This is a genomic window from Methylobacterium sp. J-070 (genome assembly GCF_022829385.1).
GTDB lineage: Bacteria > Pseudomonadota > Alphaproteobacteria > Rhizobiales > Beijerinckiaceae > Methylobacterium.
Genome location: NZ_JAKSXX010000165.1, coordinates 288066 through 300677, shown reverse-complemented (window position 1 = coordinate 300677; position 12612 = coordinate 288066). Strand labels below are relative to the sequence as shown.

At 70.6% G+C, this 12612-nt stretch carries 16 protein-coding genes and 1 tRNA gene; 6 read left to right on the top strand and 11 right to left on the bottom strand.

Going from position 1 to position 12612, the window contains the following annotated elements:
* Positions 1 to 3 precede the first annotated feature (3 nt).
* Together MKL01_RS17400 and MKL01_RS17395 are read right to left on the bottom strand one after the other, a co-directional pair.
* Positions 4 to 747, bottom strand: coding sequence for an ABC transporter ATP-binding protein (locus tag MKL01_RS17400; RefSeq protein ID WP_243906452.1), 744 nt, complete (start codon positions 745 to 747; stop codon positions 4 to 6).
* Positions 740 to 1498, bottom strand: a complete 759-nt coding sequence (locus MKL01_RS17395) for an ABC transporter ATP-binding protein (RefSeq protein ID WP_243906451.1) — start codon at positions 1496 to 1498, stop codon at positions 740 to 742. Before MKL01_RS17395 ends, MKL01_RS17400 begins: the two co-directional genes overlap by 8 nt.
* A gap of 203 nt (positions 1499 to 1701) precedes the next feature.
* On the opposite strand from MKL01_RS17395, the gene MKL01_RS17390 reads away from it, so the two are divergent.
* The 3 genes from MKL01_RS17390 to MKL01_RS17380 all read left to right on the top strand — a co-directional run bounded on the left by MKL01_RS17390 (position 1702) and on the right by MKL01_RS17380 (position 4475).
* Positions 1702 to 2580: a 2-dehydro-3-deoxygalactonokinase gene (locus MKL01_RS17390; RefSeq protein ID WP_243906450.1), complete on the top strand. Its 879-nt coding sequence runs from the start codon at positions 1702 to 1704 to the stop codon at positions 2578 to 2580.
* Positions 2577 to 3212, top strand: coding sequence for a 2-dehydro-3-deoxy-6-phosphogalactonate aldolase (locus MKL01_RS17385; protein WP_243906449.1), 636 nt, complete (start codon positions 2577 to 2579; stop codon positions 3210 to 3212). The genes MKL01_RS17390 and MKL01_RS17385 overlap by 4 nt, the downstream gene beginning before the upstream one ends.
* A gap of 96 nt (positions 3213 to 3308) precedes the next feature.
* Entirely contained in the window at positions 3309 to 4475 is a 1167-nt protein-coding gene (locus tag MKL01_RS17380) for an alanine racemase (protein ID WP_243906448.1), read from the top strand.
* Positions 4476 to 4538: 63 nt separating this feature from the next.
* Here MKL01_RS17380 and MKL01_RS17375 read toward each other — a convergent pair whose 3' ends face one another.
* From MKL01_RS17375 to MKL01_RS17360, 4 genes are all read right to left on the bottom strand, one after another.
* Positions 4539 to 4712 carry a hypothetical protein gene (locus tag MKL01_RS17375; protein WP_243906447.1) on the bottom strand — a complete coding sequence of 58 codons (174 nt, stop codon included), beginning with the start codon at positions 4710 to 4712 and terminating at the stop codon, positions 4539 to 4541.
* 146 nt (positions 4713 to 4858) lie between these two features.
* Positions 4859 to 5779 (bottom strand): histone deacetylase, encoded by a 921-nt coding sequence (locus MKL01_RS17370; protein WP_243906446.1) that lies wholly within the window; start codon positions 5777 to 5779, stop codon positions 4859 to 4861.
* Positions 5776 to 6717 carry an NAD(P)/FAD-dependent oxidoreductase gene (locus MKL01_RS17365; RefSeq protein WP_243906445.1) on the bottom strand — a complete coding sequence of 314 codons (942 nt, stop codon included), beginning with the start codon at positions 6715 to 6717 and terminating at the stop codon, positions 5776 to 5778. Before MKL01_RS17365 ends, MKL01_RS17370 begins: the two co-directional genes overlap by 4 nt.
* A 186-nt stretch (positions 6718 to 6903) precedes the next feature.
* A tRNA-Leu gene (locus MKL01_RS17360) sits at positions 6904 to 6988 on the bottom strand.
* 126 nt (positions 6989 to 7114) lie between these two features.
* Here MKL01_RS17360 and MKL01_RS17355 point away from each other — a divergent pair.
* Both MKL01_RS17355 and MKL01_RS17350 read left to right on the top strand, forming a co-directional pair.
* Positions 7115 to 7696, top strand: a complete 582-nt coding sequence (locus MKL01_RS17355; protein ID WP_243906444.1) for a YqaA family protein — start codon at positions 7115 to 7117, stop codon at positions 7694 to 7696.
* 2 nt (positions 7697 to 7698) lie between these two features.
* Entirely contained in the window at positions 7699 to 8187 is a 489-nt protein-coding gene (locus MKL01_RS17350; RefSeq protein ID WP_243906443.1) for a disulfide bond formation protein B, read from the top strand.
* Between the two features lie 19 nt (positions 8188 to 8206).
* On the opposite strand, the gene MKL01_RS17345 is transcribed toward MKL01_RS17350, so the two are convergent.
* The 4 genes from MKL01_RS17345 to cpdR form a co-directional block, all read right to left on the bottom strand.
* Positions 8207 to 8662: a DUF1178 family protein gene (locus tag MKL01_RS17345; protein ID WP_243906442.1), complete on the bottom strand. Its 456-nt coding sequence runs from the start codon at positions 8660 to 8662 to the stop codon at positions 8207 to 8209.
* A gap of 21 nt (positions 8663 to 8683) precedes the next feature.
* The gene (locus MKL01_RS17340) at positions 8684 to 9541 is read right to left on the bottom strand and encodes a carbon-nitrogen hydrolase family protein (protein WP_243906441.1); all 858 of its coding nucleotides are present in this window, start codon (positions 9539 to 9541) and stop codon (positions 8684 to 8686) included.
* On the bottom strand, positions 9534 to 9803 hold the full coding sequence (gene grxC / locus MKL01_RS17335; protein ID WP_243906440.1) for a glutaredoxin 3: 270 nt from the start codon (positions 9801 to 9803) through the stop codon (positions 9534 to 9536). The genes MKL01_RS17340 and grxC overlap by 8 nt, the downstream gene beginning before the upstream one ends.
* A 141-nt stretch (positions 9804 to 9944) precedes the next feature.
* Positions 9945 to 10301, bottom strand: a complete 357-nt coding sequence (gene cpdR, locus MKL01_RS17330) for a cell cycle two-component system response regulator CpdR (protein ID WP_003603128.1) — start codon at positions 10299 to 10301, stop codon at positions 9945 to 9947.
* Positions 10302 to 10506: 205 nt separating this feature from the next.
* On the opposite strand from cpdR, the gene MKL01_RS17325 reads away from it, so the two are divergent.
* Positions 10507 to 11409, top strand: a complete 903-nt coding sequence (locus MKL01_RS17325) for an N-formylglutamate amidohydrolase (RefSeq protein ID WP_243906439.1) — start codon at positions 10507 to 10509, stop codon at positions 11407 to 11409.
* Positions 11410 to 11649: 240 nt separating this feature from the next.
* On the opposite strand, the gene MKL01_RS17320 is transcribed toward MKL01_RS17325, so the two are convergent.
* The gene (locus tag MKL01_RS17320; RefSeq protein WP_243906438.1) at positions 11650 to 12519 is read right to left on the bottom strand and encodes a UTP--glucose-1-phosphate uridylyltransferase; all 870 of its coding nucleotides are present in this window, start codon (positions 12517 to 12519) and stop codon (positions 11650 to 11652) included.
* Positions 12520 to 12612 lie beyond the last annotated feature (93 nt).

Genomic DNA, 12612 nt, shown 5'->3' with positions numbered 1-12612 from the left:
GCTTCAGACGCCGAGATACGCGTGAAGCTTGTCGATATTGGCGTCAAGTTCGGCGTTGGGGATCATGTCGACCACCCGGCCCTGCTCGATGACGAAATGCCGGTCCGCGAGCGTCTGGGCGAAGCGGAAGTTCTGCTCGACCAGCACGATCGTGTAGCCCTGAGCCTTCAATTGCTGGATCGTCCGGCCGATCTGCTGGACGATGACCGGCGCGAGGCCCTCCGTGGGCTCGTCGAGCAGGATCAGCTTGGCGCCGGTCCGCAGGATCCGCCCGATCGCCAGCATCTGCTGCTCGCCGCCCGAGAGCTTCGTGCCCTGGCTGCCGGCGCGCTCCTTCAGGTTCGGGAACAGGGTGTGGATCTCGGCCACCGACATGCCCCCCGGCTTCACCCGCGGCGGCAGCATCAGGTTCTCGTGGACGGTGAGGCTCGCGAAGATGCCGCGCTCCTCCGGCACGTAGCCGAGGCCGAGCCTGGCGATGTTGCGGGAGGCCATCCGGATGGTCTCGACGCCGTCGTAGACGATCGAGCCGGCGCGCTTGGCGAGGATGCCGATGATCGCCCGGAGGGTGGTGGTCTTGCCCGCGCCGTTGCGGCCGAGCAGCGTGACGACCTCGCCGGCCCGCACGTCGAGGTCGATGCCGTGCAGGACATGGCTTTCGCCGTACCAGCCCTCCAGCCCGCGTAGGGTGAGGAGCGACCCGGTCGCCGCCGCCGGTGCGGATGCCCGCAGCGCTGCCTCAGGCATGACCCGCCCCGATATACGCTTCGATCACGCGCGGATCCTTCGAGACGGTGGCGTAATCGCCCTCGGCCAGCACTTGGCCGCGGGCCAGGACGGTGATGCGGTCCGACAGGGAGGCCACGACGGACAGGTTGTGCTCCACCATCAGGATCGTGCGATCCTTCGACACGCGGCGGATGAGGGCCGCCGTCCGTTCCACGTCCTCATGGCCCATGCCGGCCATCGGCTCGTCGAGGAGCAGCATCTCCGGGTCGAGGGCGAGGGTCGTGGCGATCTCCAGCGCGCGCTTGCGCCCGTAGGAGAGTTCGACCGCCAGCCCATCGGCGAAGTCGGACAGGCCGACGGCCTCGACCAGCGCGAGCGCCTCGTCGTCGAGGGCCCGTAGCACCCGCTCGGGCCGCCAGAAATCGAAGGAGTCGCCCCGCCGCCTCCGCTGCAGCGCGATCCGGACGTTCTCCATCACCGTGAGGTGCGGGAACACCGCGGAGATCTGGAAGGAGCGCACGAGGCCGAGGCGGGCCACGTCGGCGGCCTTCATCCCGGTGATGTCCCGGTCCTTGTACCGGATCGTCCCGGCGGTCGGGATGAGGAACTTGGTCAGCAGGTTGAAGCAGGTGGTCTTGCCGGCCCCGTTCGGTCCGATCAGCGCGTGGATCGTCCCGCGCTCGACCTGCAACGCCACGCCGTTGACGGCCCGGAACCCGCGGAATTCCATCGTCAGGCCATCGGTCGCCAGGATCACGTCCCGTGCCAAGCGCGTCCCTCCCGGACATGATGTCTTGGCGGCCATATCGCCGATCTGCCCTGGAACAGTCCATCGCAAACGCTCGGCGCGGAGCGACAATCCCCGGCGACTGATAATTCTCCGCCGTTTTCGCGCGCGCAGGCCGGCCGCTTCGCGCTTGACGGGTCGTCGGCGCCCGATTAACTCAGACAAATTGCATTGGGGAGGGTGGCATGTCGGGTCGGCCGGCCTATCTCGCGGTCGACTGGGGCACGACCAACCGGCGGGCCTACGCGATCACCGCCGACGGCGCCGTGGTCGACAGCCTGCAGGATGATCGCGGCGTCCTGGCGCTCGCCCCCGGCGACTATCCCGTATCCGTGGCCGCCCTGCGCCAGCGCCTCGGCGCCGACACGATCATCGCCAGCGGGATGGTGGGTTCGAGCCGGGGCTGGCGCGAGGCGCCCTACGTCGATGTTCCGGCCGGCCTGGAGCAGCTGGCGGCTGCGACGCTGGAGGCCGCGCCCGGCGTTCACATCGTTCCCGGCGTCGCCCTCAGAAACGGCAAGCGGCCGGACGTGATGCGGGGCGAGGAGATCCAGGTCCTCGGCGCGATCCGGACCGGTGCGGCGCCGCCGACCGCGCTCTTCTGCCAGCCCGGCACGCACAACAAGTGGATCGAGACCGCGGGGGGCGCGATCACCACCTTCACGACGGTGATGACCGGCGAGGTGTTCGCGCTGCTCGGCGCCCACGGTGTGCTCGCGGGGATGCTGGACGGCGCCGTCACCGACGGGGCCGCGTTCCGGCGCGGGCTCCGCCGTGGGATCGCGTCGCAGAACCTCGTCGCGACCCTGTTCGAGGTCCGGGCCGGGGTGCTCCTCGAACGGCTTGCGCCGTCCGAGGCCGCCGCCTACGCCAGCGGCATCCTGATCGGCGCCGACGTCGCGACCCGCGAGGATCTCGGCCGCCGACCGGTCCACGTGCTCGGCGGCGGACCGCTCGGCGTCCTCTACGCCGTCGCGATCACCGAGGCGGGCGGGACGCCGGTCGTGGTGCCGGACGGTTCCGCCACGGCGGGGATCCACGCCATCTGGAGCTACCGCGCATGACCCTCCTCGACCGGTTCGACGCGGCCTTCTCGGCCTGCCCGCTCGTGGCGATCCTGCGCGGCCTGACGCCCGAGGAGGCGCCGGAGGTGGGCGAGGCGCTCGTGGCGGCCGGGTTCACCCTGATCGAGGTTCCGCTCAACTCGCCGGAGCCGCTGCGCAGCATCGCCGTCCTGGCCGACCGACTGGCCGGGCGTGCCCTGATCGGTGCCGGCACCGTGCTGACGGCGGCGCAGGTGGAGGCCGTCGCCGCCGCCGGAGGCACCCTGGTGGTCTCGCCCAACACCGATGCCGCCGTCATCCGGGCGACGGTGGCGGCCGGTCTGGTCTCGTTGCCGGGCTACCAGACGCCGACCGAAGCCTTCGCGGCGCTCGCGGCCGGCGCCACCGCCCTGAAGCTCTTCCCGGCGGACGTCGCCTCGCCGGCGGCCCTCAAGGCGCATCGGGCGGTGCTGCCGACCGGCACGCGCGTGCTCGCGGTCGGCGGTGTCGCCCCGGACGGCGTCGCCGCGTGGCGGCAAGCCGGGGCCGACGGCTTCGGACTGGGTTCGAATCTCTACCGTCCCGGAAAATCGGTCGCGGAGATCGGCCGCGACGCGACAGCCTTCGTGGCAGCTCTGCGCCGGTCCGTTTAGGGGCCGCCTCTCCACGGGACCCCACGCCGCAGGTCTTGGAGCGGCACCGGCGAGCGCCTATCGGTTGCCGACGTTGTGGGTGGCGGGAGCGGGGCGATGGTCGGTGAGCGCGCGGTGTCGTCCGGGGGCGACGGGCTCGACGAACTCGAAACGCCGTGTCTCCTCCTCGACGCGGATCGCCTCAAGGCGAATGTCGACGGGATGCGCGCGCGCCTGGACGGATTGGGCGTCACGCTGCGGCCGCATCTCAAGACCGCCAAGTCCCTCGCCGTCGCACGCGTGGCCATGGCGCAGGCGTCGGGTCCCGCCACGGTCTCGACCCTGCGGGAAGCGGAGTATTTCGCCGAGGGCGGCGTCCGCGACATGATCTACGCGGTGGGGATCGCACCCCAGAAACTCGACCGCGTCGGCGCCATCCGGCGGCGCTGGGGTGCCGATCTGGCGATCGTCCTCGATTCGATCGTGCAGGCCGACGCGGTTGCGGCCTGGGGTCAGCGCACCGGCGACACCCTGCCGGTGCTGATCGAGGTGGATGGCGACGGGCATCGGTCCGGCGTCGGACCCCACGACGGGGAGCGGCTGGTCGGCATCGGCCGTGCGCTCGCCCCGGGCGCCGCCCTGCGCGGCGTGCTGCTCCACGCCGGCGACAGCTACGGGCTCCACGATCCCGCCGCCTTGCGCGACGCGGCGGAGGCCGAGCGCGCGGCCGCGGTGGCGGCCGCCTCGATCCTCCGGGCGGCCGGCCTGCCCTGCCCCGTCGTCAGCGTCGGCTCGACCCCGACCGCGCGCTACGCGGAGCGCCTCGACGGCGTGACCGAAATGCGCGCCGGGGTGTTCATGATCGGCGACCTGTTCCAGGCGGGAGTCGGCTCCTGCGCGGTTGCCGACATCGCGCTCACCGTCCTGGCCACCGTGATCGGCCACCAGCGCGAGAAGGGCTGGATCATCACCGATGCCGGGTGGATGGCGCTGTCGCGCGACCGGGGCACGGCGGCACAGTCGGTCGACCAGGGCTATGGCGTGGTGTGCGACCGGGCGGGCCGGCCCCTGCGGGACCTGATCGTGCGCGGCGCCAACCAGGAGCACGGGATCCTCGCCGTCCGGCAGGGCTCGACGGCAACGCTGCCCGACCTCCCGATCGGCACGCGGCTGCGGATCCTGCCGAACCACGCCTGCGCCACCGGCGCCCAGCACGATCGCTACCACGTGGTCGCGGACGGGAAGCACACGGGCGAGATCTGGCCCCGCATCAACGGCTGGTGACGCGCGGCGGGACCGCTCCGATCCCGGACCGGAGCCCCGGGGCTTCCTCACGGCCGGTGCAGGTCACGGACGTGCGGAGGGCGTGATCGCGCCGGTCAAGGCGGGTTCGTTCAGGGTCACACCGGCCGTCGGCTGCGCCCGCTGCCGATCGACCTTGTCGGCCGAGATGAGCGCGGCGGCGATCAGGGCCGACACCGCCAGCGTCGCCTTGACCACGTCCCAGACCCGCGCAAGCATGGCTCCAACCTCAACGGCGACAGAATGCGCCGCGGATGCTTCGCGGCAGACATCCCCTGTCGAGGCATTCTGGGATGCGGAGCTTGCCCAAACCTTTCCACGCCGTCGCGTCGATCAGGTTCGGCGAACCCTGATGCATTCGGGCCTCAGGCGGATGCCGGACCCGCCGCGGCTTCGGCGGCCATCGCCTCGAACACCAACGCATGCCGCTGCGCCAGGGCGTCGACGTCGGTGGTGTAGCCGCCGCCGATGACCGCCACGAGCGGGATGCCGCGAGCCCGGGCCTGGGACACCACGAAACGGTCCCGCGCCAGCAGGCCCTCGTCGGTGAGGCACAGGCGCCCGAGCCGATCGTCCCGGTGGGGATCGACCCCGGCGTTGTAGAACACGAGGTCGGGCGCCAGGGCATCGAGGAGCGCGGGCAGGCGCGCCTGCAGGATCTCGAGGTAGGCGCCGTCGGCGAGGCGATCCGGCAGCCCGATATCGAGGTCGCCGGCGATCTTCTGAGCGGGGTAGTTGTTCTCGCAGTGGATCGACAGCGTGAACAGCTCGGGGCACAGGGCGAGGCAATCCGCGGTGCCGTCGCCCTGGTGCACATCGAGATCGACCACGAGGGCGCGGGTGATCAGCCGTTCGGCCTGGAGGGTGCGCGCCGCCACCGCGACATCGTTCAGCACGCAGAAGCCGGCCCCCTGCGATCGCCGGGCGTGGTGGCTGCCGCCGGCGGCGCTGCCCGCGAGCCCCTCGGCGAGCGCCAGGCGCGCGGCCAGCAGGGTCCCGCCCACGGAGGCGCGCGAGCGTCGTACCAGCGACGCATCGACCGGAAGGCCGATCGCCCGCTCGATCTCGCGGGGCACCGCGCAGCTCACCACCGCCGCCACGTAGGCAGGGTCGTGCGCGCGGACCAGGATCTCCGCGGTTGCCGGCTCCGGGGTCACGAAGCCGAGCGGCGCGAGGCCCTTGGCGATCAGCGTCTCCGCCAGCAAACCGTACTTCCGCATCGGGAACCGGTGGTTGGACGGAAGGCTCGACTCGTAGGCGGGGTGAAAGGCGATCGGTGGGATCACGCCTGCGGACCCAGATCGGCCAGGATCGTCTCGGCGAGGGCCGCGCCGCTGTCGTAGGCGGCCTCGACGCGGGCGCCGAAACACCAGTCGCCGGCCGCGCCGATCCGCAGGGTTCGGTCGTAGAGGCTCGGCACCTCCAGGGCGGTCTCCACCTGGGCGTAGCGCCAGCGATGTGCCACCGCGGTGGTGGGCCGGAGCGCCGTACCGATCCGGTCTCCGGCGGCCCGGATGAGGGCCGCGGCGATGGATTCGCGCGGCTCCTCAAGGTGCAGGCGCGACCAGTTCGGCGTGGCGTGGACCGTCAGCCGGACGCCCTCGGGCCGGCCGGGCTTGGACGAGTCGAGGGCGATAAGGCCGATGGGATCCTCCCGGGGCTCGATCAGGATCTCCGCCTGCGGCTCGTCCAGCGCGAGCATCAGCGACCAGCAGGGCGCATAGGTCGCCCGCGCCACCTCGGGCAGCGCGAAGCCGGACGCCTGGAGCAAGGCCGCGACCTGCGGAGCGGGGAAGGTGATCGCCACCGCGGCGAAGGGGCCGTGGACCGCGCCGGACGCCAGTTCGACGTGCCAGTCGTCGCCCCGCCGGAGGATCCGCGTGACCGTCGCGTCGCTCGCCACCGCGAGATCCGTCAGCAGATCGCGGACGGGCGCGGTCATGCCGGGCACGCCGACCCAGCGACCCGCGCCCGACCAGGGCGCCACGACGCCCCGTCGCGCCCAATCGTCGAGCTGCGCCGCGAAGGCGGGACCGTGCGCGCGCATGAACTGCGCGCCGTGATCGAACGGCATCCCGTCGATCTGCCGGGTCGCCATCCGGCCGCCGACGCCGCGTCCCTTGTCGAAGACGCGGACAGTCCATCGGGCGTCGGCAAGCCGCCGGGCAACCACCGCCCCGGCGATGCCGGCGCCCAGGACCGCGATGTTTCGGTGCTCGCTCACGGCCGCGCCCTGTTGCCACGGGCGGCTCACGCCGCCGCGGCGATGAAACTAGGGGAGGCCGCGGCCGACGTCAGGATGACCGGCTGTCTCGCCCCGGTTCCGGGTGCCGTCGGACGGCGTCAGGGACGCGCCGCGGGCGCAGGACGTAACCCTGCGATGCCGGCGCCTCCGCATCGGGGAGACCTGTGGTGCGGGTAGAGGGAATCGAACCCCCACGCCTTGCGGCTGGCGATTTTGAGTCGCCCGCGTCTACCAATTCCGCCATACCCGCCTGCAGGGCGCTCTTCGCACAGGTCGGCGGCGCGGGCCAAGGGTGTTTTTCATCGCGACGGTCGATCTGGCCAAGGCGCAGCGCCTATGGTCAAAGGGCGGCCGGCCACTCCTTGCGGAATGTTGAATGCTCCGGCGGCTCTACGCGTGGATCCTCGCGCTCAGCAACAAGCCGTCCGCGCCCTACGCGCTCGGAGCCGTGGCGTTCGCCGAAAGCTCGTTCTTCCCGGTCCCGCCGGATGCCATGCTGGTTCCCATGGCGGTCAGCCGCCCCGACCGGGTCTGGCTCTACGCCACCATCGCCACCGTCGCGTCGGTCCTGGGCGGTCTGGTCGGCTACGCCATCGGGGCGCTGCTGTTCGATTCCCTGGGCGAATGGTTGATCCGCCTCTACGGCCTGCAGAATTCGGCGGCGACCTTCCAGGATTCGTACGCCCGGTACGGCCACTGGGTCATCCTGCTGAAGGGCCTGACGCCGATCCCGTACAAGCTCGTCACGATCACGTCGGGCTTCGCCCATTACAGCCTGTTCTGGTTCACGCTGCTGTCGATCGTCACGCGGGGCGCCCGCTTCTTCATCCTGGCCGGGCTGCTCGGCCGGTACGGGGTTCAGATCCGCGGCGTCCTCGACCGGCACCTCAACGCGGTGGTGGCCATCTCGGTCGCCGTCGTCGTCCTCGGCTTCCTGCTGTTCAAGGTGATCCTGTAGCGATGAATACGGCGGCTGCCCTGCGTGTGAAGACGGCCGGCCTGTGGCTCGCCATCCTGTCGGCCCTCATCGTGGCCGCGGTCCTCGTCCTGCAGTACGGATATGGCTACGCGCCCTGCAAGCTCTGCCTGACCGAGCGACTGCCCTACTACGCGGCGGTCCCGCTGGGTCTCGCGGCGCTGTTCGCGCCGGAGCGCCTCGGGCGGGTGGCCCTCGGTCTCGCGGCTCTCGGGCTGCTCTACGGGACGGCGGTCGGCGTCTATCACGCGGGCGCCGAGTGGGGGTTCTGGGCGGGCCCCAGCGATTGCGGCGGCGGAGCGGGCGCCAATCCCGCGCAGATCGGGGATTTCCTGAGCGCGCTGCAGTCGACCAAGGTCGTCGACTGCTCGGTGGCGGCCTTGCGGGTGCTCGGGATCTCCCTGGCCGGATGGAGCGCCCTCGCGTCCGCCGCGCTGGCCTCCCTGGCCGGCACCGCGGCGGTGCGGCCCTGAACGCGCGCCGCGGCGCCGCTCAGTTGCGATCTTCGGGCAGGACCGGGAGGGCGGCCACGTCGATCCCTTCCTCGATGAGGGCCCGGGCCTCCGCGAGGCTGGCTTCACCGTAGATCGCGCGGCCCTCCGCCTCACCGTAATGGATCCTGCGCGCCTCGTCGGGAAAGCGCGCGCCCACGTGCTCGGAATTCGCCACGACCTGGTCCCGCAGGGCGCGGAGCATGGCCCTCACCTGGCGTTCGGGCTCCGACACCATGGTGACGGCCGCGTCGGGCTGCGCCCGCGGCGATGCCGGCACCCGCTCCCGGTCGGTGCGCGCGATGCTCGGGACCATCAGGGCCTTGCCGACCTTGTCGCTGTCGCACACAGGGCAGGTCACCAGCCCGCGCGCGACCTGCGTGTCGTAGGAATCCGAGGACGGGAACCAGCTCTCGAAGCCGTGTCCGGCCTCGCAGACGAGACTGTACCGGATCATTCTCTTGACTTGCTGCGCTGCCTACTGGGCGGCCTGGACCTTGGGGCCGACCCGCTCGACCGTGAACGGACGGCCATGCTTCAACGACGGGATCCGCGCCCGGGCATCGAGGACCTGCGCGACGTCGATCTCCGCCAGGATGATGCCGGGATCGGACCCGCCGGCATCGGCGAGGACGCGACCCCAGGGATCGACGATCATGGAATGCCCGAAGGTCTCCCGCCCGTCCTCGTGCGTGCCCCCCTGCGCCGCCGAGATCACGAAGGATCCGGTCTCGATCGCCCGCGCCCTCTGGAGAACGTGCCAGTGCGCCTCGCCGGTCTGGCGCGTGAAGCAGGCTGGCGCGGTCAGGACCTCGGCTCCGGCCTCGGCGAGGGCCCGATAGAGCGCGGGGAAACGGATGTCGTAGCAGATCGTCAGGCCGAGCATGGCCCAGGGCGTGGCGGCGACCACCGCGCAGGCCCCGCCCGAATAGGTCGCCGATTCCCGCCAGCGCTCGCCGCTCGGCAGGTCGACATCGAAGAGGTGGAGCTTGTCGTAGGACGCGAGGATGTCGCCGTCACCGCCGATCAGGTAGGCGCGGTTAGCGATCTTGTCTCCCGCGCGCACCGCGATCGAGCCGATCTGCACCACGGTACCGGTTTCCCGCGCGACATCCCGGAGGGCCGCGAGGGTCTGGTCCTGCGCCTCGGAGGTGACCTGCGCGAAGAGGCGTTCCCGGCTCCGCTCGACCAGGGATGTCATCTCGGGCGTCTGCACGTAGGCCGCGCCGCGTTCCACCGCCGCCCGGATCCCCGCCACGGCCGCATCGCGGTTCGCGCCCGGGTCCCGACCCGAGCGCATCTGGAGGCACGCGGCCGTGAAGCGGGACTCAGGCATCGGCCCTGTCCTTCAAAAGGGGGTCGAGCTTGCCGGCCCGCTCGAGGGCGTACAGATCGTCGCAGCCGCCGACATGCGTCTCGCCGATGAAGATCTGCGGCACGCTGGTCCGGCCGCCGGCGCGTTCGACCATGGCGCCCCGGGCACCCTGCACGCGCTCGACATCGATTTCCTGGAAGGCGACGGCCTTCTCCTTCAGCAGGCTCTTCGCCGCCGAACAGTAGGGACACCAGGCCGTGGTGTAGATGGTGACCGGCTGCATGGCGGTGGTCGTCTCGCGCGTGGACTCCCGGCCATATAGGAGCGCGCGATCCGAATTGCCTATGCCCGGTTGGTCACAGGCGCCCTCGGCCCCCGCCGGCGATCGGCGGGCGGCGCGCCCGGCCGGGCCGCGCCGCGTCGGTCAGGCGGCCAGCAGCTTCTCGACCTCGTTCACGAGATCGCGGAGATGGAACGGCTTCGAGAGCACCTTCGCGTCCTTCGGAGCCTTCGAATCCGGGTTGAGCGCGACGGCCGCGAACCCGGTGATGAACATCACCTTGATGTCGGGATCGAGTTCGGTCGCCCGGCGCGCGAGTTCGATCCCGTCCATCTCGGGCATCACGATGTCGGTCAGCAGCAGCTCGAACGGCTCCTCGCGCAGCCGGTTGTAGGCCGAGAGGCCGTTGTCGAAGGACAGGACGTCGTAGCCCGCGTTCTGCAGCGCCTTGGCGAGGAACCGGCGCATGTCGTTGTCGTCTTCCGCCAGCAGGATTTTCATCGGCCGGATCCGAGCCTTCGAGTCGAGAGGTTGATCCCATAAAGGGAGGCGATGGTAAACAAGGTGTTAGGATGGCGGCCGCGATTCGCACCGCGGTGCCCGACGCGGCTGCCCGAGCCGCCGGCTTCGAGTGGACAGGCGGGCGAACGCGCACCACAGTGCACCTTCGCCGCGCTCGCTCAACCGCCGGGGTGCCCACCAGCCCATGACTGCGCCTGAACCGGTCAAGCCAGACGCCTTCGGATTCGCCCCGGCCTTCGCGATCGACGAGCCGGCGGTCCACACCCTGCCGTTCGTCTTCAATACCGGTCATTCCGGGGCCGTCTACCCCCCGGAATTCGTCGCGGCGTCGCGGTTGGATGCCCTGGCCCTGCGCCGCTCCGAGGACGCGCATGTCGAACGCCTGTTCACGCCGGTGGTCGGCCTCGGTGCCCCGCTGCTGCGGGCGAACTTCCCGCGGGCCTTCCTGGACGTGAACCGCGAGCCGTTCGAGCTCGACCCGCGGATGTTCGAGGGCCGGCTCCCGGCCTTCGCCAACACCCGGTCGATGCGCGTCGCCGGCGGGCTGGGCACGATTCCCCGGGTCGTCGCCGACGGCCAGGAAATCTATTCCCGGCGTCTTCCGGTGAGCGAGGCGACGGCGCGGATCGAAGGGCTCTACAAGCCCTACCATCGCGCCCTGCGCGGCCTCGTCCAGCGGACGGCGCGGACGCACGGGCATTGCGTTCTCATCGACTGCCACTCCATGCCGTCGTCCAGCCTCGGGCGGGACGCGGAGGTGAAGGCCGACGTCGTGCTCGGCGACCGCTACGGAACCGCCTGCGATCCGATTCTGATCGACAGGTTCGAGACGGCGTTCCGCACCCGGGGCTTTCGCGTGGTGCGCAACAAGCCCTATGCGGGCGGCTTCATCACGGAGCATTACGGCGAACCGAATCTCGGGCGGCATGCGCTCCAGATCGAGGTCAATCGCGCGCTCTACATGAACGAGGCGAACCTCGCGATCGCGCCGGGTTTTTCCGGGCTCGTCGCGACCCTGACGTCGGTCGTGGCGGACGTCGCGTCAGAACTCGGCGACCTGATGCCGCGTCGGATGGCGGCGGAGTGAGCCCAGGCGGCGGTCCGCCGGCGGCCGTCGGCCAAGAAAAAAGGCCACTCCCGAAGGAGCGGCCCGAAGTCTAGGGAGGAAACGCCCAAGAAGGGCTGCGTGACCGCGACGCCATCGCGATCCCGCAACGCACAAATTAAAGTGCGGCGCACAAGAAGCAAGGCTGAAAATGGCCGTTACCTCCGCTCTCAGCGCATGGCTGAGCCGCATATTCCCGAAGTCCGCGCGACCCGACGCGGCTCAGCCGTGCTCCTTCAGAAGCTTGGCGATCTCGGCCTTCAGGGGGCCCGCCAGGTCCTGACGCTCCAGGGCGTAGGCGAGATTGGCCGTGAGGAAGCCGAGCTTCGAGCCCGTGTCGTAGGTCCGGCCCTCGTAGCGCATGCCGAAGAAGTCCTGCGTGTCCATGAGGTCGATCATGGCGTCGGTGAGCTGGATCTCGCCGCCGGCCCCCTTCTTCCCGTGCTCGAGGATCCCGAAGATCTCCGGCTGCAGGATGTACCGTCCCGAGATGATGAAGTTCGACGGCGCCGTGCCCTGCTTGGGCTTCTCGACCATCCCGGTGATCTGGAAGGACTGCCCGTAGGTGTCGCCCACGCTGACGATCCCGTACTGGTGCGTCTCTTCGGGGGCCACCTCCTCGACGGCGATGATGTTGCCGCCGTGGCGCTCGTAGGTCGCCAGCATCTGCTGCATGCAGCCCCGGCTCAGCATGTCCGGGAGCAGCACCGCGAAGGGCTCGTCGCCGACGATCTCGCGGGCGCACCAGACCGCGTGGCCCAGGCCGAGGGGCGCCTGCTGCCGGGTGAAGCTGGTCTGGCCGGCGGCGGGCAGGTCCTTCTTGAGTTCCTCGTAGGCGGCAATCTTGCCCCGCTCCCGCAGGGTATGATCCAGTTCGAACGCGATATCGAAGTGATCTTCGATCACCGCCTTGCCCCGGCCGGTCACGAAGATAAAGTGTTCGATGCCGGCCTCTCGCGCCTCATCGACCACGTGCTGAACCACCGGCCGGTCCACGACCGTCAGCATCTCCTTCGGAACCGCCTTGGTGGCGGGCAGGAAGCGCGTGCCGAGGCCCGCGACGGGCAGGACGGCCTTGCGGATGGGTTTCATCGAGCGGTAACCCCAAAACTGGATGAAGCGACGTAGTCGGCAATGCGGCGAGTGAGACAGGCGAACACGATCCACCGCAAGGGCTCTGCGTAG

Bases quoted from the DNA above. Each gene is read 5' to 3' on its own strand.
- MKL01_RS17385 (WP_243906449.1), top strand. From the start codon at position 2,577: ATGACCCTCCTCGACCGGTTCGACGCGGCCTTCTCGGCCTGCCCGCTC.
- MKL01_RS17380 (WP_243906448.1), top strand. From the start codon at position 3,309: ATGGTCGGTGAGCGCGCGGTGTCGTCCGGGGGCGACGGGCTCGACGAA.
- MKL01_RS17340 (WP_243906441.1), bottom strand. From the start codon at position 9,541: ATGCCTGAGTCCCGCTTCACGGCCGCGTGCCTCCAGATGCGCTCGGGT.
- MKL01_RS17390 (WP_243906450.1), top strand. From the start codon at position 1,702: ATGTCGGGTCGGCCGGCCTATCTCGCGGTCGACTGGGGCACGACCAAC.
- MKL01_RS17350 (WP_243906443.1), top strand. From the start codon at position 7,699: ATGAATACGGCGGCTGCCCTGCGTGTGAAGACGGCCGGCCTGTGGCTC.
- cpdR (WP_003603128.1), bottom strand. From the start codon at position 10,301: ATGAAAATCCTGCTGGCGGAAGACGACAACGACATGCGCCGGTTCCTC.
- MKL01_RS17375 (WP_243906447.1), bottom strand. From the start codon at position 4,712: ATGCTTGCGCGGGTCTGGGACGTGGTCAAGGCGACGCTGGCGGTGTCG.
- MKL01_RS17320 (WP_243906438.1), bottom strand. From the start codon at position 12,519: ATGAAACCCATCCGCAAGGCCGTCCTGCCCGTCGCGGGCCTCGGCACG.
- MKL01_RS17400 (WP_243906452.1), bottom strand. From the start codon at position 747: ATGCCTGAGGCAGCGCTGCGGGCATCCGCACCGGCGGCGGCGACCGGG.
- MKL01_RS17325 (WP_243906439.1), top strand. From the start codon at position 10,507: ATGACTGCGCCTGAACCGGTCAAGCCAGACGCCTTCGGATTCGCCCCG.
- grxC (WP_243906440.1), bottom strand. From the start codon at position 9,803: ATGCAGCCGGTCACCATCTACACCACGGCCTGGTGTCCCTACTGTTCG.
- MKL01_RS17355 (WP_243906444.1), top strand. From the start codon at position 7,115: ATGCTCCGGCGGCTCTACGCGTGGATCCTCGCGCTCAGCAACAAGCCG.
- MKL01_RS17345 (WP_243906442.1), bottom strand. From the start codon at position 8,662: ATGATCCGGTACAGTCTCGTCTGCGAGGCCGGACACGGCTTCGAGAGC.